14 protein-coding genes are annotated in these 22,823 nt (G+C 71.8%); 8 read left to right on the forward strand and 6 right to left on the reverse strand.

Features of this window, described 5'->3' with window-relative positions:
- Nucleotides 1-130: 130 nt before the first annotated feature.
- A complete protein-coding gene (locus IF655_RS15995) occupies nt 131-1,363 on the reverse strand; it encodes an Ig-like domain-containing protein (RefSeq protein WP_199585454.1) in 1,233 nt (410 codons plus the stop codon).
- 270 nt (nt 1,364-1,633) lie between these two features.
- Between IF655_RS15995 and glgX the strand changes: the two genes are divergently transcribed.
- On the forward strand, nt 1,634-3,880 hold the full coding sequence (glgX, locus tag IF655_RS16000; RefSeq protein WP_199585455.1) for a glycogen debranching protein GlgX: 2,247 nt from the start codon (nt 1,634-1,636) through the stop codon (nt 3,878-3,880).
- 13 nt (nt 3,881-3,893) lie between these two features.
- Here the strand turns inward: glgX and IF655_RS16005 are convergent, their stop codons facing one another.
- From IF655_RS16005 to IF655_RS16020, 4 genes are read right to left on the reverse strand one after another with little or no spacing between them, the layout of a single operon-like run.
- The gene (locus IF655_RS16005) at nt 3,894-4,559 is read right to left on the reverse strand and encodes a response regulator transcription factor (RefSeq protein WP_199585456.1); all 666 of its coding nucleotides are present in this window, start codon (nt 4,557-4,559) and stop codon (nt 3,894-3,896) included.
- The gene (locus IF655_RS16010; protein ID WP_199585457.1) at nt 4,549-5,799 is read right to left on the reverse strand and encodes a sensor histidine kinase; all 1,251 of its coding nucleotides are present in this window, start codon (nt 5,797-5,799) and stop codon (nt 4,549-4,551) included. The genes IF655_RS16005 and IF655_RS16010 overlap by 11 nt, the downstream gene beginning before the upstream one ends.
- A gap of 43 nt (nt 5,800-5,842) precedes the next feature.
- Nucleotides 5,843-6,622 carry an ABC transporter permease gene (locus IF655_RS16015; protein ID WP_199585458.1) on the reverse strand — a complete coding sequence of 260 codons (780 nt, stop codon included), beginning with the start codon at nt 6,620-6,622 and terminating at the stop codon, nt 5,843-5,845.
- Nucleotides 6,619-7,527 carry an ABC transporter ATP-binding protein gene (locus tag IF655_RS16020; protein WP_199585459.1) on the reverse strand — a complete coding sequence of 303 codons (909 nt, stop codon included), beginning with the start codon at nt 7,525-7,527 and terminating at the stop codon, nt 6,619-6,621. Before IF655_RS16020 ends, IF655_RS16015 begins: the two co-directional genes overlap by 4 nt.
- A gap of 217 nt (nt 7,528-7,744) precedes the next feature.
- Between IF655_RS16020 and IF655_RS16025 the strand changes: the two genes are divergently transcribed.
- From IF655_RS16025 to IF655_RS16045, 5 genes are all read left to right on the forward strand, one after another.
- A complete protein-coding gene (locus tag IF655_RS16025) occupies nt 7,745-9,637 on the forward strand; it encodes an ABC transporter ATP-binding protein (protein WP_199585460.1) in 1,893 nt (630 codons plus the stop codon).
- Nucleotides 9,634-11,523 (forward strand): ABC transporter ATP-binding protein, encoded by a 1,890-nt coding sequence (locus tag IF655_RS16030; protein ID WP_199585461.1) that lies wholly within the window; start codon nt 9,634-9,636, stop codon nt 11,521-11,523. The genes IF655_RS16025 and IF655_RS16030 overlap by 4 nt, the downstream gene beginning before the upstream one ends.
- Nucleotides 11,524-11,796: 273 nt before the next feature.
- A complete protein-coding gene (locus tag IF655_RS16035; RefSeq protein WP_199585462.1) occupies nt 11,797-13,827 on the forward strand; it encodes a M4 family metallopeptidase in 2,031 nt (676 codons plus the stop codon).
- 260 nt (nt 13,828-14,087) lie between these two features.
- The gene (locus tag IF655_RS16040) at nt 14,088-15,746 is read left to right on the forward strand and encodes a M4 family metallopeptidase (RefSeq protein WP_199585463.1); all 1,659 of its coding nucleotides are present in this window, start codon (nt 14,088-14,090) and stop codon (nt 15,744-15,746) included.
- A 70-nt stretch (nt 15,747-15,816) separates the two neighbouring features.
- On the forward strand, nt 15,817-16,338 hold the full coding sequence (locus tag IF655_RS16045; RefSeq protein ID WP_199585464.1) for a DUF1990 domain-containing protein: 522 nt from the start codon (nt 15,817-15,819) through the stop codon (nt 16,336-16,338).
- Between the two features lie 16 nt (nt 16,339-16,354).
- On the opposite strand, the gene IF655_RS16050 is transcribed toward IF655_RS16045, so the two are convergent.
- A complete protein-coding gene (locus tag IF655_RS16050; RefSeq protein WP_199585465.1) occupies nt 16,355-18,973 on the reverse strand; it encodes a glycosyltransferase family 1 protein in 2,619 nt (872 codons plus the stop codon).
- A gap of 484 nt (nt 18,974-19,457) precedes the next feature.
- On the opposite strand from IF655_RS16050, the gene IF655_RS16055 reads away from it, so the two are divergent.
- Together IF655_RS16055 and IF655_RS16060 are read left to right on the forward strand one after the other, a co-directional pair.
- Nucleotides 19,458-21,920 carry an alpha-1,4-glucan--maltose-1-phosphate maltosyltransferase gene (locus tag IF655_RS16055; RefSeq protein ID WP_242488747.1) on the forward strand — a complete coding sequence of 821 codons (2,463 nt, stop codon included), beginning with the start codon at nt 19,458-19,460 and terminating at the stop codon, nt 21,918-21,920.
- A partial coding sequence (locus IF655_RS16060; protein WP_242488748.1) for an alpha-amylase family glycosyl hydrolase occupies nt 21,917-22,823 on the forward strand: 907 nt, incomplete at its 3' end. The genes IF655_RS16055 and IF655_RS16060, both read left to right, overlap by 4 nt.

The following is a 22,823-nucleotide window of genomic DNA, read 5'->3' on the forward strand; positions in this document are numbered from 1 at the left end:
ACACCCCGGCGCGTCCCGCGCACACCAGGGATGTTAGCCGCCGGGTTCCGGCCTGAACGCCCGCCCCATGTCACCGTTCCGTCGCAACTTCAACCAGTCCCCGCGCACCGGAACCCCGCAGCTCACACGGTCACTTGAGCACGCTGCCCGCCTTCCACTGGTTCCATGCCATGTTCCACCCTCCGAGCCCGTTGTCCGGGGCGACGGTTTTGTCCTTGCTGTGGACGATCTCGACGACGTCGCCGACGAGGCTGCGGTCGAAGAACCAGCCCGCCGGGGTGTCCGCGCCGCCGCCCTTGACGTCCCTGAGCCCCACGCAGCCGTGGCTGACGTTGGTCTCGCCGGGGGCGTCCGGCGACCAGTAGTTGCCGTGCAGGAAGGTGCCGGAGTCGGTGAGCCGCATGGCGTGCGGGACGTCGGGGATGTCGTACTCGCCGCCGAAGCCGACGGTGCCGCCGTTCATGCGGGTCACCTCCAGCATGTCCATCACGACCATCTTGCCGTTGTAGGTGGGGGTCTTGGGGGCGCCCGCGGTGATCGGCACGGTGGCGAGGAGGGCGCCGTCGCGGCGGACCTGCATGGTGTGCGCGGAGGCGTCCACCTTGGAGACCTGGCTGCGCCCGACGGTGAAGGTGACGGTCTTGTGCTGGAGACCGTAGACACCGGGGGCGCCCTGGACGTCGCGCAGGTCGAGGTCGATGGTGACCTTGGTGCCGGGCTTCCAGTACTTCTCGGGGCGGAAGTCGAGGCGGTTCTTGCCGAACCAGTGCGGGCGGATCTCGACCGGGGGCTTCGCGGTGACGCGCACCGCGCGCTGGACGGCGGCGCGGTCGGCGATCTCCCGGCTGAAGGCGAGGGAGACGATCATGCCGGTGCCGACGGTGGAGCGGTTCTCGGGGGTGACGTAGGCGATGAACCGCTCGTCGGGGACGTAGGTGGTGAAGGTGGTGTGCCGGGCGGAGCGGCGCCCGTCGCCGTCGACCGCCACGACGTCCAGGGTGTAGCGGGCGGCGAGCGCGAGCTGTTTGTCGTCGGGCTCCCAACTGCGTCCGTCCGCGCTGATCTTCCCGGTGACCGGGGTGTCCTGGGCGTCCTGGGAGCGGGTGGCGGTGACCTTCTCCAGCCTCCCGTCGGGCACCCGCACACGCAGCCGCTCAGCCGGGCGCACGCCCGTGCCGCCGTCGCGCGGGGTGACGCGGATGACGTCCTCGGGGGCGGGGGATCTGCCCGGCGGTCCGCCGATGCCCAGCGGTCCGGAGCCGTCGGCGGTGCAGCCGGCGGCTCCGGCCACCAGTCCCGCCCAGGTCAGTGCAGTGGCCAGCGCGGCCAGCGCGCGCCGCGCGCGTCCTTGTAGATGCCTCACACCGGACATAACGACCAAGCCCGTCCCGGGGGCACGTGAGTGCGACGCCAGGGCTGGGCAGAACAGTGGGGAGGACGACAGGAAGGGTGCCCCGCCGGGGTCGGTGCGACCGGCTCCGGCGGGGTGTCCGCAGCCCGCTGTGGAGCCGTCGGGCGCAGTCGCACCGGGCGGGTCCTGCCGCGTCCTGGGGTCGGACGCCCCGGGACGCGGCAGCCCGCCCGGTACGGCCGTGCGCGCCCCGGGACCGAGCCGTGAAAGAGGGGCCGACTGGTGACGAGCGCAGCCGAGCGGCGGGCGCGGGCCGGACAGCCGCCCGCACAGGGCGGCCCGGTACCCGCCGTGGTGCGCGAGGGCCACCGCGCGGCGGTGCCGGGTCCGCCGGTGTGGCCGGGGTCGTCGACCCCGCTGGGGGCGCGGTTCCGCACCGGTCCCGACGGGGTGGCGGGCACCAACTTCGCGCTGTGGGCGGGCGGGGCAGAGGCGGTCCGGCTGTGCCTGTTCGACGAGCGGGGGCGCGAGACGCAGGTGCGGCTGACCGAGCTGACGCACGAGATCTGGCACGGCTTCGTGCCGGGCGTGCTGCCGGGGACCCGGTACGGCTACCGGGTGGAGGGTCGCTGGGACGCCTGGACCGGCGCCCGCTGGAACCCGGCGAAGCTGCTGCTCGACCCGTACGCGCGCGCCGTGGACGGGGAGTTCGCGCTGCCGCCGGAGGTGTACGGGCACGTCCGGGACTGGCCGGACCAGCGGGTCGCGGACACCGTGCGCGACGAGCGGGACTCGGCGCCCTTCGTGCCCAAGGGCGTGGTGGTGCACGACGACGACGACTGGTCCGACGACCGCCGCCCGAAGACGCCGTGGACGGACTCGGTCATCTACGAGCTGCACGTCAAGGGCTTCACCAAGCTGCACCCGGGTGTCCCCGAGGAGCTGCGCGGCACCTACGCCGGACTCGCGCACCCCGCCGCGATCGAGCACCTGACCCAACTGGGCGTCACCGCCGTGGAGTTGCTGCCGGTCCACCAGTTCGCGCACGAGGACCATCTGCTGCGCCGGGGGCTGACCAACTACTGGGGCTACAACTCGATCGGCTACTTCGCCCCGCACGCCGCCTACTCCGCCTCCGGTACGGCGGGGCAGCAGGTCGGCGAGTTCAAGCGGATGGTGCGCGCGCTGCACGCCGCCGGGATCGAGGTGATCCTCGACGTGGTCTACAACCACACGGCGGAAGCGGGCGAGTTGGGTCCCACGCTGTCCCTGAAGGGCATCGACAACCGGGGGTACTACCGCCTCCAGCAGGACGCGCGCCGCTACGCGGACTACACCGGCTGCGGCAACACCCTGCACGTGGTCCGCCCTCAGGTGCTGCGGCTGATCACCGACTCGCTGCGCTACTGGGTCACCGAGATGGGCGTGGACGGCTTCCGCTTCGACCTGGCTGCCGCCCTTGCCCGCTCGATGCACGACGTGGACATGCTCTCGCCGTTCCTCGCGGTCATCGCGCAGGACCCGGTGCTGCGCCGGGTCAAGCTGATCGCGGAGCCGTGGGACATCGGCTCGGGCGGCTACCAGGTGGGCGCCTTCCCGCCGCTGTGGACCGAGTGGAACGACCGCTACCGCGACACCGTGCGCGACTTCTGGCGCCACGCGCTGCCGGACGTACGGGAGATGGGCTACCGGCTCTCCGGCTCCAGCGACCTGTACGCCTGGGGCGGGCGGCGCCCGTACGCCTCGGTCGACTTCATCACCGCGCACGACGGCTTCACCCTGCGCGACCTGGTGTCGTACGAGCACAAGCACAACGAGGACAACGGCGAGGACAACCGCGACGGCACCCACGACAACCGCTCCTGGAACTGCGGGGCGGAGGGCGAGACGGCGGACGAGGGCGTACGCGCCCTGCGCAGGCGGCAGTTGCGGAACCTGCTGACCACGCTGCTGCTGTCCACGGGGGTGCCGATGCTGGTCGCCGGGGACGAGTTCGGGCGCACGCAGGGCGGCAACAACAACGCCTACTGCCAGGACAACGCGACCAGTTGGGTGGACTGGTCGCTGCTGGAGGACCCCGAGTGGCGCCCGCTGTTCGACCTGACCGCGCGGCTGATCGCGCTGCGCCACCGGCACCCGGTGCTGCGCCGCAGCGCCTTCTTCTCCGGCCGCGCGCACTCGGCGGACGGGCTGCGGGACCTGGCGTGGTTCACCGCGCGGGGCAGGGAGATGACGGAGGGCGACTGGTACGCCCCGGCTGCCACGCTCGGCATGTATCTGTCCGGACGGGACATCCCGGGGCGCGACGAGCGGGGCGCGCCCATCCTGGACGACAGCTTCCTCGCCGTGCTGCACGCAGGCGGGGAGCCGGTGGGCTTCACGCTGCCGGGGGCGCCGTGGGCGCGGTCGTACGAGGTGGTGGTCGACACCTCGCTGGAGGAGCAGAGCCGTGCGCCGGGCGCGGTCCATGCGGCGGGGTCGGAGATCACGCTTCCGGCGCGCTCGGTGCTGCTGCTGCGGGCGCTCTGAACCGGCGCTCCTCCTACGCCTGTTGGGTGGGCGGCTGTCCGAGGATGCCCCGCTCGTACGCCGCCGCCACCGCCGCCGCGCGGTCCTTGACGCCCAGCTTGGTGTAGAGGTGCGTGAGGTGGGTCTTCACGGTCGCCTCGCTGATGAACAGCTCACGAGCGATCTCGCGGTTGGAGGTGCCCCGGGCGACCAGGGCGAGGACCTCGCGCTCGCGCGCGGACAGCGGCTCCTTGCCGGGGGCGGCGGGCGCGCGGACCGCCGAGACCAGGCGCGAGGCGACCGCAGGGGAGAGCACGGTGCGGCCCTCGGCGGCGGCGCGCACCCCGGTGAACAGCTCCTCGCGCGGGGCGTCCTTGAGGAGATAGCCGGTGGCGCCCGCCTCGATGGCCGGGAGGGTGTCGGAGTCGGTGTCGTAGGTGGTGAGGACGAGCACCTTGGCGCGGGCGCCGCGCCGGGTCAGCTCGCGGATCGCCTCGACGCCGGAGCCGCCGGGCATCCGCAGGTCCATCAGCACCACGTCCGGGTCCAGGGCGGCGACCCGCTCGACCGCCTCGACGCCGTCGGCCGCCTCGCCGAGCACGGTGAAGCCGGGCGCGGCGGCGAACATGGCGCTCAGCCCGTCCCGTACGACGGGGTGGTCGTCCACGACGAGCAGGGTGATGGGGGTGTCAGCGGTCATCGCGCACCAACGGTACGCGAGCCGAGACGGCGGTGCCGTGGCCCGGCTCCGACTCGACGGTGAGGGTGCCCGCGATGCGCTCGGCGCGGGCGCGCATGCCGTCCAGACCGAAGCCTCCGGTGCGGGTGCGGGGCGGCAGGGTGTCCGGGTCGAAGCCGGTGCCGTCGTCGCGGATGTCGAGGACGACCTCGTCGCCCATGAAGGAGAGGGTGGCGCCGAGGCGGTGGGCGCGGGCGTGCCGGGCGGCGTTGGACAGGGCTTCCTGGGCGATGCGCAGCAGGGTCGCCGCGACCTCCTCGTGGAGCTGCTCGGCGGTGCCGGTGAGGGTGAACTCGGCGCGCACCCCGGTGCGTTCGCCCCATTCGGCGACCGTCTTCTTCAGCGCCTCGGGGAGTCCGTCGGCGGCGAGGGCCACGGGGGCGAGGTTGTGCACCGAGCGGCGCGCCTCGCCGAGGCTGTGCCGGGCGAGTGCGGAGGCGCGCTCCAGATGGGTGCGGGCGGTGGCCAGGTCCTGGGCGCTGGAGACGACTTGGAGCTGGGCGATGATGCCGGTCAGCCCCTGGGCGATGGTGTCGTGGATCTCGGCGGCGAGCCTGCGCCGCTCGTCCGCGACCCCCGCTTCCCGTGCTTGGAGGAGGAGTTGGGCGTGAAGGGCGGCGTTCTCGTCGAGTGCCTGCTGCAACGCGGTGTTGGTGCGCTCCAGTTCGGCGATGGTCCCGGCCTGTTCGCGGGCGCGCGCCTCCTCCTGTTCGTTGAACCGGGTGAAGAGGGCGACCATGCCGATGTTGACCCCGAACACCACCACGAAGCCCAGCCAGAGCACCGGTCCGCGCGGGGGCATCCCGCCGATCTCGCTGCCCGCCATGGTGGCGGCGGTCAGGCACAGGCCGGGCATCATCAGGCGGCGCGGCAGTCGGCGGGCGCCGTTGTAGTAGCCGGTGACGGCGTAGAAGGCGAAGAACGGGTTGAGCCAGGTCAGGACGAACCCGTTGGCCCAGCGCACGAAGTAGAGGACCGCCCCGGTCCGGCTCGGTCCCGGCCGGTCGCGACCGACGCGTCCCCAGACCAGTTGCAGGACCACGGCGAACACCACCAGGACGCCGGAGACGTACAGTTCGGCCCGGCTCATGCCGACGAGCCGGGCCGAACCGGCAGCCGTCAGTGCCCCGGCGGCGAGCAGGGCGTAGGGTCCCCAACTGTCGAAGAAGGCCCGTCGGTCGCGCTCCACCGCCTGCGTCATCCCCTCAGTGTCGGGCACCGCCGTGCCGGTGTCGGGCACGGGCTCACTCCCAGCGGAACCAGCGAGCCGCAGCGGCGGTGAGCAGGACCGTCCAGATCGCGAGCACGCCGAGGTGCTCCCAGCCCGGCCAGTGACCGGTGGCCGCCTCGCCCATCGCGCGGGCGGCGGCGCCGAAGGGGGTGAGACCGACGATGCGCGCGAGGGTGTGCGGCATGGACTGCACGGGCAGCCAGAGCCCGGCGCAGAACATCATCGGGAAGAACACCATCGTGCCGACCGCCCCGGCGATCTTCGTGGTGCCCGACACCGCGGCGACGACCGAGCCGAGCGCGAGGGCGGCCAGGGCGGCGAGGACGAGCGCGACCAGATAGCCGAGGGGCTGCCCGGGCAGGCGTACCCCGAAGGCGATACGGCCGACGGCGAGCGCGAGCAGCGCCGAGCACAGGGCGGCCACGCCCTGCACGGTCATCTGGGCGGTCAGCAGCGCGGCGGGGCGTACGGGGGTGGCGGACATCCGCCGCAGGATGCCGCGCTCGCGGTAGCCGGTGAGGGTCTGCGGCATCGACTGGACTCCGGCCATGATCAGGGAGATGAGGACGGCGACGGGAACGTAGACGTCGATCAGCCGCTGCCCGCCGAGCCCGTCGTCGCTCTCGCGGAAGCTGGGGATCGAGCCGAGGATCACCAGCAGCAGGGTCGGGAACAGCAGGATCCAGAAGACGGCGCCGGGTTCGCGGCGGAAGAGGCGGAACTCGGTGCGCAGGACGGCTGTGTTGAGGAGTGCGGTGTTGAGGGCAGGGGTGCCCGGGGCTGCGGTGGTCATACGGCGGTCTCCTTGGTGAGGTCCAGGAACGCGTCGTCGAGGGTGGCGTCGGTCACGCGCAACTGGTGGGCGGTGACGCGGTGGCGGGCGAGCAGGGTGAGGACGGCGTTCACCGTCTCGTCGGTGCCGGAGAGCGTGATCCGGCCGTCCTGGTGCGCGACGGAGGCGAGAGCCGGGAGCGCGCCGAGGTCCGTGTCGTCCAGCGGGGCGGACGGGGTGAAGCTGATGACGGTCGCGCCCGCCGAGCGCCGGATGAGCCCGGCCGGGGTGTCGAGGGCGGCGACCCGCCCCTTGTCGATCACCGCGATGCGGTCGCAGAGGCGCTGCGCCTCCTCCATGAAGTGGGTGACGAGCAGGACGGTGACCCCGCTCGCGCGCACCTCCTCGATGAGCTGCCAGGTGTCCCGGCGGGCGCGCGGGTCGAGCCCGGTGGTCAGCTCGTCCAGGACGACGACGCGCGGGCTGCCGATCAGCGCGAGCGCGATGAACAGCCGCTGCTGCTGTCCGCCGGAGAGCCTGGCGAACCGGGTGTCCAACTTGGCGGTCAGCTCCAGGCGTTCGGCCAGGGTCCGCCAGTCGGCCGGGGCGGGGTAGAAGGAGGCGTACAGCTCAAGTGCCTCGCGCACGGTGAGCTTGGGCTGGAGTTCGCTCTGCTGGAGCTGGGCGCCGAGGACCCGGGAGACCTCGGCGTGGTCGGCGACGGGGTCGAGCCCGGTGACGCGGACGCGCCCCGCGTCGGGGACGCGCAGCCCCTCCACGCACTCCACGGTGGTGGTCTTGCCGGCGCCGTTGGGACCGAGGACGCCGAAGATCTCGCCCTCCTCGACCGTGAAGGAGATGCCGTCCACGACGGCGCGACCGCCATAGGACTTGCGCAGGTCGGTGACTTCGATGACGGATGCCATGCTCCGAGATTCGCGGTCGCGGGGTGCCCGCCGCATCGGCCGTCGCGCTCGGAGCGGCATCATCCGACGCTCGGAGCAGCATCATCCGATCGGTTGATCCTGGGCTACGACCTCCGTGTGCTTGCGCGGGAAACCGCTGGTCGTAGGACCAGCGGCGGACCGGGGTCCGGCCGAAACTCGGTGGGCGGCGGCGGTGTCCGTCCGTACGCTCGCGATGATGGCCACTCCACACGAGAACCCCGAGGTCCGGCGCTCCACCGTGCGCACCCTGCTGCGGCTGTGGCCGTTCGTCCGGCCCGTGCGGGCCAGGCTGAGCGGCGCCGTCGCCGTGGCGGTGGTCGCCTCGTGCACCGGGCTGGTGATCCCGCTCGTGCTGAAGTGGATGGTGGACGGTCCGGTCGCCCGCCGCGACCCGGCGGGGGTGTGGCTCGGCGCGCTGTGGCTGCTGCTGCTCGGGATCACCGAGGCGCTGCTGTTCGGGCTGCGGCGGTGGCTGGTGGCACGGCCGCTGTCGCGGGTGGAGGCGGACATGCGGGCGGCGCTCTACCGGCGGCTCCAGCGGCTGCCGGTTGCCTTCCACGACCGCTGGCCCTCGGGTCAGTTGCTCTCCCGGGGCACCGCCGACCTGATGCTGCTGCGGATGTTCCTCGCCTTCCCGCTGACGTTCCTGGTGGTCAACTCGGTGACGATCGCCGCCGGTGTGGTGATCATGCTGGTGCAGGACTGGGCGCTGGGTCTGGTCGTCCTCGGGCCCGCGGTGCCGGTGCTGGTCACCTGTGCGGTCGTGGAGCGGCGGTACGCGCTGGCGTCGCGGCGCGCCCAGGACCAGGTGGGCGATCTGACGACCCTGGTGGAGGAGAGCGTGCTCGGCATCCGGGTCGTCAAGGGCTTCGGGCGCCATCACAGCCAGGCGCGCGCGTTCCGGGAGCTGGCGATCGGGCTGCGCGGCACCGAGCTGCACAAGGCGCGGCTGCTGGCGTCGATCTGGGCGGTCATCATGGCGCTGCCCGAGCTGGCGATCGGCGCGGCGCTGGTCCTCGGCGTACTGCGGGTGGCGGACGGCGACCTGTCGGCGGGCACGCTGGTCGCCTTCCTCAGCACGGCGCTGGCGCTGCGCTGGCCGGTGGAGTCCATCGGCTTCCTGCTGGCGATGAGCCAGGAGGCGGCGACGGCGACCGAGCGGTACTTCGAGGTGATGGACGAGGCGCCGGAGGACGCCAAGGACTTCAGCGACGCGGGAGACACCGGGGGCGCTCCCGGACGCCCTGCCCCGCGCGCGGCGGCGGAGCGGGACGGGCTGCGGTTCGAGGGCGTCGCCTTCCGCCACCCCGACGTGCCGGACGGCTCCGCTCCCCTGCTGGACGGCGTCGATCTGCACATCCGGCGCGGCGAGTCGATGGCGCTGGTCGGCGCCACCGGCAGCGGCAAGACGACGCTCACGGCGCTCGTCCCGAGGCTGTACGAGGTGACCGGCGGGCGGATCACCCTGGACGGCGTCGACATCACCGCGATGTCCCGCGCGGAGCTGCGCGCCCGGGTCGCCGTCGCCTTCGAGGAGCCGACGCTGTTCTCCGCGAGCGTCGCCGAGAACGTGCTGATGGGCGCTGGTGAGGACGCGGACCGTACGGACCTGGACCGGGCGCTCGCGGTGGCTCGCGCCGACTTCGCGCACCAACTGCCCGAGGGACCCGACACCCGGGTCGGTGAGCAGGGGCTCAGCCTCTCCGGCGGTCAGCGGCAGCGGCTCGCGCTGGCCCGCGCGGTCGTCGGGCGCCCGGAGTTCCTGGTCCTGGACGACCCGCTCTCGGCGCTGGACGTGCACACGGAGGCGGCAGTCGAGGCGGCGCTGCGGCAGGTCCTCGCGGACACCACCGCGCTGATCGTGGCCCACCGCCCCTCCACCGTGCTGCTCGCGGACCGGGTCGCGCTGCTCTCCGGCGGCCGGATCACCGCCGTCGGCACACACCGCGAACTGCTGCGCACGAACGCCGAGTACGCCCGTCTGATGTCGGGCGAGCCCACCCCTGACGAGCCCGCCCCTCACGAGCCCACGCCCCACGAGCCCCTCCCCCACGAGCCCGCCCCCCACGCCTCGGAGGACCGCCGATGACGACGACCGCGTCCGCCGCGCCCGGCACCGGCGACGACCTGCCGGAACCCGAGTCCGCCCCGCCCGCGCCCGCCCCCTCCGCTGCGGACGGCGACCCCTTCGACCGTGACGTCCTGCCCGCCCCGGACGGCGCCACCGGCGCCCTGCTGCGCTCACTCCTCGCCCCCATGAAGGGCCGTGTCCTGTTCGCCGTGCTCCTGCTGCTGCTCCAGCAGGCGGCGGCGCAGACCGGTCCGCTGCTGGTGGCGTACGCCATCGACACCGCCGTGCCCGCGCTCGGGCGGCACGACCACGGACCGCTGCTCGCCGTCGCGGTGGCGTACGCGCTGTGCGCGCTCTGCTCCGGGGGCTTCCAGTTCGCGTTCGTCGAGGCGTCCGCGCGGGTCAACCAGGACGGGCTGCTGGATCTGCGCGGCCGTATCTTCCGGCACGCGCAGGCGCTGAGCGTCGACTTCCACGAGCGGTACACCTCCGGGCGGCTCATCTCCCGCGCCACGGCGGACGTCGAGGCGCTGCGCGAACTCCTCGGCGAGGGTCTTCAGGAACTTGTCGGCGTGGTGCTGTCGTTCGTGTACATCGCGGCTCTGCTGCTGTGGCTGGACCTCGGTCTCGGCGCGGTCGCGGTCGCCTCGTTCGCCCCGCTGTACGTGCTGGTGCGGATCTACCAGCGGCGCGCGGGGCGGGCGTACCGGGCGCGCTCGACGGCGATGGCGTCGGTGATCGTCAAGTTCGTGGAGACGATGAACGGCATCCGCCCGGTGCGCGCGTTCCGCCGCGAGGACGCGAACGACGCCGGCTTCGGCGCGCTGAACCGTACGTACGAGCTGCGCAACGGCGACACCCTGCTGGAGATGGCGCGTTACGTGGTCGGCTCCCGGCTGGTCGCCAACACCACGGTCGCGGGCATCGTGCTGTGGGGCGCCTACCGGGTGGCGAGCGGCTCGCTCGCGCTCGGTGTGCTCGCGGCGGCGGTGCTGTATCTGCGGCGGCTGTACGACCCCATCGACCGGCTCGGCATGTTCCTCAACTCCTATCAGGCGGCTGCCGCCTCGCTGGAGAAGATCGCCGGGCTGCTGGCCCAGACGCCCTCGGTGCCGGAGCCGGAGTCGCCGCGTGAACTCCCGCCGGTCCGGGACGGGTTCACCGGTCGCGAGGTCGTCTTCGAGGGGGTCGGCTTCGCCTACCGGACCGGTGGCGAGGTGCTCCCCCGCTTCGACCTGACGCTCCCCGCCGGGCAGACCGTGGCCGTGGTGGGCTCGACGGGCGCGGGCAAGTCCACGCTGGCCAAGCTGGTCGCCCGCTTCTACGACCCCTCCGCCGGGCGGGTGCTGCTCGACGGGGTGGACCTGCGCGAGCTGTCGACCGCCGAACTGCGGCGCGCGGTCGTGATGGTGACCCAGGAGTCCTTCCTGTTCTCCGGCACCATCGCGGACAACATCGCCATCGGCCGCCCCGACGCCGACCGCGCCGACATCGAGCGCGCCGCGAAAGCCATCGGCGCCCACGAGTTCATCAGCCGCCTGCCCGAGGGGTACGACACCGACGTCCGCAAGCGCGGGGGGCGCATTTCGGCCGGGCAGCGCCAACTGGTGTCCTTCGCACGGGCGTTGCTCGCCGATCCGGCGGTCCTCATCCTGGACGAGGCGACCAGCTCGCTGGACATCCCCGGCGAGCGCGCCGTCCAGCAGGCGATGGCGACGGTCCTCCAGGGGCGCACCGCCGTCGTCATCGCCCACCGCCTCTCCACCGTCGAGATCGCGGACCGCGTCCTGGTGATGGAACACGGTCGGGTCGTCGAGGACGGCGAACCCAAGACCCTGATCGAGGGCACCGGGCGCTTCGCCGACCTGCACCGCGCCTGGCGGGAGAGCCTGGCGGAGCGCTGACCGGCGGGCGCGGGAGGACGGACCGCGCCCGCCCCCACCCCCCGGCGAAGCCCATTCCGGCCAAGTTGTCGATGCGGTCATGACAGCCGTCCCGCTCACCTGACAACCTTGTCGCACCGGCTCACAGCAGCCCCACAGCTCTCACGGCGCACCGTGTGAGCCGGTTCCCGCACGCGTACAGGTTCCGCGCACAGCCCTGTTCTGCCCGGGCGCTCGACCAACGTCCGGTCTCCCCTGGCCGCACGACCGGCGGCCACGCAGAAGGAGTCAGTGTTGAGCAGCAGTTCCTCCCGCAGACGCACCGCCCCCGCCCCCCGTCGCACCGCCGTCGTCGCCCTGGCCGGTGTCGCCGCCCTGCTGGCCGCCGCCGTCCAGTCGGGTGTGGCGAGCGCCGCGCCTGCCGCCCCGCGCCCCGGAAAAGCCGACGCCGCGCACACGGCCGTACGGCTCACCCCCTCCCAGCGCACCGAGCTGATCCGGCACGCCGACACCGGCACGGCAGCCACGGCCCGCTCCCTCGGACTCGGAGCCAAGGAGAAGCTCGTCGTCCGCGATGTCGTCAAGGACGGCGACGGCACCGTGCACACCCGCTACGAGCGCACCTACGCCGGACTGCCCGTGCTCGGCGGCGACTTGATCGTGGACACCGCCAAGTCCGGCGCGACCCAGCGCGTCATCCGCGCCACCGGCGCCACGCTGAAGGTCGCCGGTCTCACCCCGGCGGTCACGAAGGACGCCGCCGAGAAGCAGGCGGTCAGCCGCGCGAAGACCCTCGGCGGCGCCAAGTCCGCCGCGGACAGCGTGCGCAAGGTGATCTGGGCCGCCTCCGGCAAGCCCGTGCTCGCCTACGAGACGGTCGTCGGCGGTCTCCAGGACGACGGCACGCCCAACGAACTGCACGTCGTCACCGACGCCACGACCGGCAAGAAGCTCTACGAGTACCAGGGGATAGAAACCGGCGTCGGCAACACCCAGTACAGCGGGCAGGTCCCGCTCACCACCACGCAGTCGGGGTCGACGTACACGCTCACCGACGGGGAGCGCGGCGGTCACAAGACGTACAACCTCAACCGGGGTTCCTCCGGCACCGGCACCCTGTTCTCCCAGTCCTCCGACACCTGGGGCAACGGCACGATCTCCGACGCGGCGACGGCGGGCGCGGACGCGCACTACGGGGCGCAGGAGACCTGGGACTTCTACAAGAACACGTTCGGACGCAGCGGCATCAGGAACGACGGCGTGGGCGCCTACTCCCGTGTGCACTACGGGAATGCGTACATCAACGCCTTCTGGAGCGACTCCTGCTTCTGCATGACCTACGGCGACGGCGCGAACAACGCCGACCCGCTGACCGCCCTCGACGTGGCCGGTCACGAGATGAGCCACGGTGTCACCTCGAACACCGCCGGGCTCAACTACTCCGGCGAGTCGGGCGGGTTGAACGAGGCGACCTCCGACATCTTCGGCACGGGCGTGGAGTTCTACGCGAACAACAGCTCCGACCCGGGCGACTACCTCATCGGCGAGAAGATCGACATCAACGGCGACGGCACGCCGCTGCGTTACATGGACAAGCCGAGCAAGGACGGTGCGTCGAAGGACAGTTGGTACTCCGGACTCGGCGGACTCGACGTGCACTACTCCTCGGGCCCGGCGAACCACTTCTTCTATCTGCTGAGCGAGGGCAGCGGCGCCAAGGTGATCGACGGCGTCAGCTACGACTCCCCCACCGCCGATGGTCTCCCGGTCACCGGCATCGGGCGGGACAAGGCGCTGCAGATCTGGTACCGGGCGCTGACCACGAAGTGGACCTCCACCACCAACTACAAGGCGGCGCGCACCGGCACCCTGGCCGCCGCCGGGGAGCTGTACGGCACGGACAGCCCGGAGTACACGGCGGTGCAGGACGCGTGGGCGGGCATCGGGGTCGGCACCCGGCCCGGCGGCGACACCGGCACCTCGTACGAGAGCACCACACAGGTGGCGATCCCGGACAACGGTCCCGCCGTCACCTCGGCCATCACGGTGGCGGGGCGTGGCGGAAACGCGCCCAGCAACCTCCGGGTCACGGTGGACATCACCCACACCTGGCGCGGCGACCTCGTGATCGACCTGCTCGGACCCTCGGGCACCTCGTACCGCCTGAAGGACGCCAGCCCCTCCGACTCGGCGGACGACGTCGACGACACCTATGTGGTGGACGCCTCGGCCGAACCGGCGGACGGGACCTGGACGTTGAAGGTCCAGGACAAGGCGGCGCAGGACACCGGGCGGATCAACGGCTGGAAGGTGACCTTCCCGTAAACGCCCGCCGGGCCATGGCCGACGGCCCGGTGAACCCGGTGCCGTCCGGGGTTTCCACGCCCCGGACGGCACCCGTTCACACGGCCGCAACAACTATCGGACGCCTGTTTTCGGCCAACATCACCGCGGGGTCATGACATGTACGCGTCCGTGGTGCCACGCTTCCCCCACCCGCCGCAGCAGCACGAGCACAGCAACTTCAGCACCACCCCGGACGGTGACCCCACGCCGCCCGGACTCCCCCACGTGAAGGAGCTACTGTGAGCCCCCTCTACGCGCGTCGCAAGCGCACCACCCTCGTCATCGCCACCGCCGTCGCCGCCGGTGCCCTCATCTCCACCGGCCTGGCCACCAGCGCCAGCGCGCAGCCCACCTCGGCCGCCGCCAAGCCGCTGGCCGGCGCCCCCACCCTCCTGTCGGCAGCCGCCCGCACCGGGCTCATCCAGCAGGCGCAGACCGACGCCCCCGAGACCGCGCAGCGCATAGGTCTGGGCGCCAAGGAGAAGCTGGTCGTCAGAGACGTCGTGAAGGACGCGGACGGCACCGTCCACACGCGCTACGAGCGCACCTACGCGGGTCTGCCCGTGCTCGGCGGCGACCTCGTCGTCCACACCGCCAAGTCCGGCAAGGCCGAGGGCGTCACCCGCGCCACCAAGACCACGATCAAGGTGGCGTCGCTCAAGCCGCAGATCACCGCCGCCAAGGCGGAGAAGCAGGCGGTCGGCGCCGCCGAGACGCTCGGCTCCGCCAAGTCCTCGGCGGACGGCGCCCGCAAGGTGATCTGGGCGGGCTCCGGCAAGCCCGTGCTCGCCTACGAGACGGTCGTCGGCGGTCTCCAGGACGACGGCACCCCCAACCAGCTCCACGTCATCACCGACGCCGCCACCGGCAAGAAGCTCTTCGAGTACCAGGGCATCGAGAACGCGACCGGCACCGGCAAGACGCTGTACTCCGGCACCGTCAGCCTCACCACCTCGCTGTCGGGCTCGACGTACTCGCTGACCGACGCCTCGCGCGGCAACCACAAGACGTACAACCTGAAGCACACCACCAGCTCCGGCACCGGCACCCTGTTCACCAACACCACGAACACGTGGGGCACCGGCACCGCCTCCAGCTCCACCACCGACGAGACGGCGGCGGCTGACGCCGCCTACGGCGCGCAGGAGACGTGGGACTTCTACAAGAACACGTTCGGCCGCAGCGGCATCAAGAACAACGGCGTCGGCGCCTACTCCCGCGTCCACTACGGCAGCTCGTACGTGAACGCGTTCTGGGACGACTCCTGCTTCTGCATGACCTACGGCGACGGCTCGGGCAACAACCACCCGCTGACCTCGCTGGACGTCGCGGGCCACGAGATGAGCCACGGTGTCACGGCGGCGACCGCGGGTCTCAACTACAGCGGTGAGTCCGGCGGTCTGAACGAGGCGACCTCCGACATCTTCGGCACCGGCGTGGAGTTCTACGCCAACACCGCCTCGGACCCCGGTGACTACCTCATCGGCGAGAAGATCAACATCAACGGCGACGGCACCCCGCTGCGCTACATGGACAAGCCCAGCAAGGACGGCGGCTCCGCCGACTACTGGTCCTCCACGGTCGGCAACAAGGACGTGCACTACTCGTCCGGCGTCGCCAACCACTTCTTCTACCTGCTGTCCGAGGGCAGCGGCGCGAAGACGATCAACGGGGTGTCCTACAACTCCCCGACGTCCAACGGCTCCACCGTCACCGGCATCGGCCGCGCCAAGGCGCTGCAGATCTGGTACAAGGCGCTCACGACGTACTTCACCTCGACGACCAACTACAAGGCGGCCCGCACCGGCACGCTGAACGCGGCGTCGGCCCTCTACGGCTCCGGCAGCGCCGAGTACAATGCGGTGGCGGCAGCCTGGTCGGCGGTCAACGTCAGCTGACCGACGGCCACTTGAGCCAGGGCGCCCCCGGGAAGGAGCTCTTCCGGTGGGCGCCCTACTCTTGTGACCCATGTCCTCGGCGCCCTACACGTACGAACCCGTCGGCGCGACGCGCGACGACCTCACCGTCTGCCCGCCCGGGTTCCACCACCTCTACGTCCGCACCCGCATCGGCGAGGGCACCGGTCTCTTCCACCGGGCCGTCCAGGCGCTGTTCACCTGGGAGATGCACCGCGAGATGGGCATCGGCATGGACACCACCGCCGACCGCGCCGCCCCCGGCACGGACGTGACGGTCGGTCTCGCGGGCCTGATCAAAGCCCCCTGCCGGGTCGTCTGGACGACCGACGAACCCCGCCGCGCCGGCTGGGCCTACGGCACCCTCCCCGGGCACCCCGAATGCGGCGAGGAGGCGTTCGTCGTCTCCCGCACCGGCGACGGCACCGTCTGGCTCACCGTCGCTGCCTACAGCCGCCCCGCCAAGTGGTACGCCCACGCCGCCGGTCCCGCCGCCCGAGCCTTCCAGCACGCCTACGCCCGCCGCTGCGGCAAGACCCTGAGGCGCCTGTGCGCCGACGAGGACGAGGCGTAGACCACCCGCGGTCCGGTTACCGCAGCACCACCCCCGACGTCTCCACCACGTCCTCCGGCGGCACCGTCACCAGCCCCGTCTCCGCCGCGGAGGCGAGGAGGCGGTGGGTGGGGAGGATGCGGACCGTGTAGCCGAAGGGTCCGGTGCGGTCGAGGAAGAGGGGACCCTCGTAGAGCCAGCGTCCCTCCAGGTCGGGGTTGCCGACCGGCTTCAGCGGGACCGCGCTCGCGTCCGTGATGCGGTCGCCGGAGTCCACGCGCCCGGAGACCGCCTGGACCTCCACGTCGTCCGGGGTGAGGTCGCCGAGTCCGACGCGGACCCGCAGTCCGACGCTCGTGCCCAGTTCGGCGGTGGCGGCGGGCGCCGTCGTCTCCACGTGGTCCACGCTGACGCCGGGCCACGCGGCGCGCACCCGTGCCTTCCACCCGGCCAGGTCCCGCGCGGTGTCCGGGTCGAGCGCGCGCTGAGCCTGGGCGGCGGGGGCGTAGAGCCGCTCGACGTACTCGCGGACCATGCGCCCGGCGAGCACCTTCGGGCCGAGCAGGGTGAGGGTCTGGCGGACCATCTCGATCCAGCGGTCGGGCAGCCCGCCCCGCCCCTGCTCGTAGAAGCGCGGGGTGACCCGCTGTTCGAGCAGCTCGTAGAGCGCCGCCGCCTCGATGTCGTCCCGCCGGTCGGGGTCGGTCGCCGCGCCGTCCGCCGTCGGGATCGCCCAGCCGAAGTCGGGCTGGAACCACTCGTCCCACCAGCCGTCCAGCACCGAGAGGTTGAGACAGCCGTTGAGCGCCGCCTTCATCCCCGAGGTGCCGCACGCCTCCAGCGGGCGCAGTGGGTTGTTCAGCCAGACGTCGCAGCCCGGGTAGAGCTTCTGCGCCATCCCCATGCCGTAGTCCGGCAGGAACACGATCCGGTGCCGCACCCGCGGATCGTCCGCGAACCGCACCAGCTCCTGCACCAGCCGCTTGCCCCCGTCGTCCGCCGGGTGCGCCTTGCCCGCGACGACGATCTGCAGCGGTCGCTCCGGGTGCAGCAGCAGCTCGGTCAGCCGCTCCTTGTCCCGCAGCATCAGGGTGAGCCGCTTGTACGACGGCACGCGCCGCGCGAACCCGATGGTGAGCACGTCGGGGTCGAGCACCCCGTCGATCCAGCCCAGCTCGGCACCGGCCGCCCCGCGCTGCCGCCAGGACGCCCGCAGCCGGTCGCGCACCTCGAAGACGAGCTGCTCGCGCAGGGTGCGGCGCAGGTCCCAGATCTCCTCCGCGGAGATCTCGGCCACCGCGTCCCACCGCTCGGAACCGCCGGTGGCCAGCGCGTCCTCGGCCCGCTGCGCGCCGAGCTGCCGTACGCCGAGCCGCAGCACCTCGGGCGCCACCCAGGTCGGTCCGTGCACCCCGTTGGTGACCGAGGTGATCGGCACCTCCTCGGTGTCGAACCCGGGCCAAAGACCGGCGAACATCCCCCGGCTCACCTGCCCGTGCAGCAGGGACACCCCGTTGGCGCGCTGGGCGAGGCGCAGCCCCATCACGGCCATGTTGAACAGGTTCGGCTCGCCGCCCGGGTACGTCTCGGTGCCGAGCGCGAGGATCCGCCGTACGTCGAGTCCTGGCAGCTCGCCGTCCGCCCCGAAGAACCGGGCGACCAGCTCCTGGGTGAAGCGGTCGATCCCGGCCGGGACGGGGGTGTGCGTGGTGAACACCGTGCCGGAGCGCACGGTCTCCAGCGCCGCGTCGAAGTCGAGCCCGTCCTCGCACAGCTCCGCGATCCGCTCCAGACCGAGGAACCCGGCGTGCCCCTCGTTGGTGTGGAACACCTCGGGCTCGGGGTGTCCGGTCAGGCGGCAGTACGTGCGCACCGCCCGCACACCCCCTATGCCGAGCAGCATCTCCTGGAGCAGCCGGTGCTCGCTGCCGCCGCCGTAGAGCCGGTCGGTGACGCCGCGTTCGCCGAGGTCGTTCTCCTCCACGTCGGAGTCGAGCATCAGCAGCGGGACCCTGCCGACCTGTGCCACCCAGATCCGGGCGTGCAGGGCGCGGCCGCCGGGCAGCGCGAGCCGGACCCCCGCCGGGGTGCCGTCGGCCTCCTTCAGCAGGGTGACGGGCAGCTCGTTGGGGTCGAGCACCGGGTAGTGCTCCTGCTGCCAGCCGTCGCGGGAGAGGGTCTGGCGGAAGTAGCCGTGCCGGTAGAGCAGCCCGACGCCGATCAGCGGGACGCCGAGGTCGCTGGCCGCCTTGAGGTGGTCACCGGCGAGGATGCCGAGACCGCCGGAGTACTGGGGCAGCGCGGCGGTGATGCCGAACTCGGGCGAGAAGTACGCGACGGCTGCGGGCAGCCCGTCGCCCTGGTGCTGATACCAGCGGTCGCCGCTCACATAGTCCCCGAGGTCCCCGGCCACCGCCGCGAGACGGCGCAGGAACCGCCGGTCCTCGGCCAGCTCGGCGAGCCGCACGGGACTCACCCGCCCCAGCAGCCGCACCGGGTCGCCTCCGGCGGCCTTCCAGTGCTCGGGGTCCACCGCCTGGAACAGATCGCGCGTTTCCACATGCCAGGACCAGCGCAGATTGCGCGCGAGGTCGCTCAGCGGGCGCAGGGGTTCGGGGAGAACGGGACGGACGGTGAACCGACGGATGGCCTTCACATTCCACCTCGGACGCGTCGCTAGGTGGGACGCACAGCGCTGTGCGTCCCGTCGTCATTCTCGACGGTAGTGGTTACCGGGGGGTCGGTGGGGACGCATCCGGGTGAAGCGGTCGGAACGTGGCGCAAACGGTGACATGCCTTTACCCGGGGGCACGGGCGGGTTCCAGCCGAATGCGCGGGCGGCGCCGTCCGGCGGGCGTGTCTCCCGGGGCAGCCTGGGCAGGAGTCAATCCTGTTTCCTACGAGGGCAGTTGCTGACCTTCTCTTGGGGAGTCAACGCGGTCCCGGCGGGAATCCGGGAAAGGGGCCGGTCTTGTACGTAGACATACGCGCGAGTAGTTAACAAAGTGCCGGATTGCCCACCCGAACCGGGTGGGAAGGCTCCTCCGGTACGACCCCACAGGCGCACCACAGCACCACCGCAGGACCCACCTCCCCATGTCCATCCGCCCATAGCCACGTTGACGCGGACAGGAGCGGTCATGCCCGCCAAGCACCACACGCCATCCCCCCGCCCCACCCCCAAGCCCACCGCCAGAAAACCCCCACCCGCTCAGCGCCCCGAGGACACCGACCCCGGGTCGGGCGGGACGCAGCGGGCGAAGGGCGTACGCCCGGGACCGGAGACCACCCGCCCGGGGACGCCAGGGTCCGAGCACGCCGGGGCCGAACACCCAGGGGCGCGGCGCGCCACGACCGGACGGGCGGAGGCGGAGACCGCCCAGGCGGGGACGCCGCGCGGGCTGCCCGCCCGGCCGGAGGCGGAAGCCGCACCGGCGAAGGCGACGCGAGCCGAGTCCGGACCGGCGCGGACGACACGGGTCGACGCCGCCGTGCGGGCGGGAGCGTCGGGGTCCGAGCACGGGCGCTCCTCGTCCCCGCACACCGAGCCCGTCGCCGAGCGCCCCCCGGCTCCGGCCGCGGGGACCGCCGTCCGACCTCCGGTCCCACACGCCGAACCCCCCACCGTCGTAGGTCGCATCCCCGTCCTCGACGTACGCCCCGTCGTCCAGCACGGGCGCAGGCCGGCCAAAGCCGTGGTCGGAGAAACGTTCCAGGTCAGCGCCACCGTGTTCCGGGAGGGGCACGACGCGGTGAACGCCAATGTCGTGCTGCGGGGACCGGACGGCAGGACCGGACCCTGGGCGCCGATGCGCGAGTTGGCGCCCGGCACCGACCGCTGGGGCGCCGACGTGAGCGCGGACGCGACGGGGCGCTGGACCTACACCGTGGAGGCGTGGTCGGACCCGATCGCCACCTGGCGGCACACGGCGGGGATCAAGGTGCCCGCCGGTATCGACACCGCGCTGGTGCTGGACGAGGGCGCGCGGCTGCACGAGCGGGCGGCGGACGGGGTGCCGGAGGAGCGGCGGAAGACCGTGCTGGAGGCGGCGACCGCGCTGCGCGCGGAGAACCGCCCGGCGTCCTGGCGCCTGGCGGCAGCCCTCGCGCCCGAGGTGCTGGAGGTCCTGGAGCGTTACCCGCTACGGGAGTTGGTGACCGCGTCCGACCCGATGCCGCTACTGGTGGAGCGCGAACGGGCGCTCTACGGCTCCTGGTACGAGTTCTTCCCGCGCTCGGAGGGCACCCCCGAACAACCCCATGGCACCTTCCGCACCGCCGAGCGCCGCCTGGAAGCCGTCGCCGAGATGGGCTTCGACGTGGTGTACCTCCCGCCGATCCACCCCATCGGCACCACGCACCGCAAGGGCCGCAACAACACGCTGACCGCGACGCCGGACGACGTCGGTGTGCCCTGGGCGATCGGCTCCCCCGAGGGCGGTCACGACAGCGTCCACCCGCAGTTGGGGACGCTGGAGGACTTCGACCACTTCGTGAGCCGGGCGCGGGAGCTGGGACTTGAGGTCGCCCTGGACTTCGCCCTCCAGTGCTCCCCGGACCACCCCTGGGTGGAGAAGCACCCCCAGTGGTTCCACCACCGCCCCGACGGCACGATCGCCTACGCGGAGAACCCGCCGAAGAAGTACCAGGACATCTACCCCATCGCCTTCGACGCCGACATGGACGGACTGGTCACCGAGACCGTCCGCGTCCTGCGGCACTGGATGGAGCACGGCGTCCGGATCTTCCGCGTGGACAACCCGCACACGAAGCCGGTCGTCTTCTGGGAGCGGGTCATCGGGGAGATCAACCGCGCCGACCCCGATGTCCTGTTCCTGGCCGAGGCGTTCACCCGTCCCGCGATGATGCACACCCTCGCGCAGATCGGCTTCCAGCAGTCGTACACCTACTTCACGTGGCGCAACGACAAACGGGAGTTGACGGAGTACCTCACCGAACTCTCGGGGGACGCGGCGGCGTACATGCGGCCCAATTTCTTCCCCAACACGCCGGACATCCTGCACGCCTACCTCCAGCACGGCGGGCGCCCCGCCTTCGAGGTCCGCGCCGTCCTCGCCGCCACCCTCTCCCCCTCGTGGGGCGTCTACAGCGGCTACGAACTCTGTGAGAACACCCCGCTGCGGGAGGGCAGCGAGGAGTACTACGACTCGGAGAAGTACCAGCTCAAGCCCCGTGACTGGGAGGCGACTGCCCTGGAGGGACGGACCATCGCCCCCCTGATCACCCGCCTCAACGAGATCCGCAGGCAGAACCCGGCGCTGCGCCAATTGCGCGACCTCCACTTCCACGAGACGGACAAGGAATCGGTGATCGCCTATTCGAAACGCAGCGGTTCGAACACGGTTCTGGTGGTCGCCAACCTCGACCCGCACCACACCCAGGAGGCCACGGTCTCGTTGGACATGCCGCAACTCGGCCTCGACTGGCACGAGTCGGTGCCGGTGCGCGACCTGCTCACCGGCGAGTCCTATCACTGGGGCAGGGCCAACTATGTGCGACTCGAACCGGGTCGTCGACCCGCGCATGTGTTCTCGGTTCTGCGACCGTCCAACCCGCAGATCGGAGGGTCACCCACCATATGATCGTCAACGAGCCCGTCCCGGACACGTTCGAGGACACTCCCGCCCGGGATCGTGACCCGGAGTGGTTCAAGCGCGCCGTCTTCTACGAGGTCCTGGTGCGTTCCTTCCAGGACAGCAATGGCGACGGCATCGGGGACCTCAAGGGTCTCACCGCCAAGCTCGACTACCTGCAATGGCTGGGCGTCGACTGCCTCTGGCTGCCACCGTTCTTCAAGTCACCGCTGCGTGACGGCGGTTACGACGTCTCGGACTACACCGCCGTACTCCCCGAGTTCGGGGACCTCGCGGACTTCGTGGACTTCGTGGACGCCGCGCACCAGCGCGGGATGCGTGTCGTCATCGACTTCGTCATGAACCACACCAGTGACCAGCACCCGTGGTTCCAGGAGTCCCGCGAGAACCCCGACGGACCCTACGGCGACTACTACGTCTGGGCGGACGACGACAAGCAGTACCAGGACGCCCGGATCATCTTCGTCGACACCGAGGCGTCGAACTGGACGTACGACCCGGTACGCAAGCAGTACTACTGGCACCGCTTCTTCTCGCACCAGCCGGACCTGAACTACGAGAACCCGGCCGTCCAGGAGGAGATGATCTCCGCCCTGAAGTTCTGGCTGGACCTCGGGATCGACGGGTTCCGGCTTGACGCGGTGCCGTATCTGTACCAGCAGGAGGGCACCAACTGCGAGAACCTGCCCGCCACGCACGACTTCCTGAAGCGCGTGCGCAAGGAGATCGACGCGCAGTACCCCGACAAGGTCCTGCTGGCGGAGGCGAACCAGTGGCCCGAGGACGTGGTCGACTACTTCGGCGACTACCAGGCGGGCGGCGACGAATGCCACATGGCGTTCCACTTCCCGGTCATGCCGCGCATCTTCATGGCAGTCCGGCGTGAGTCGC

This window comes from Streptomyces sp. DSM 110735 (assembly GCF_016482685.1).
Lineage (GTDB): Bacteria > Actinomycetota > Actinomycetes > Streptomycetales > Streptomycetaceae > Streptomyces.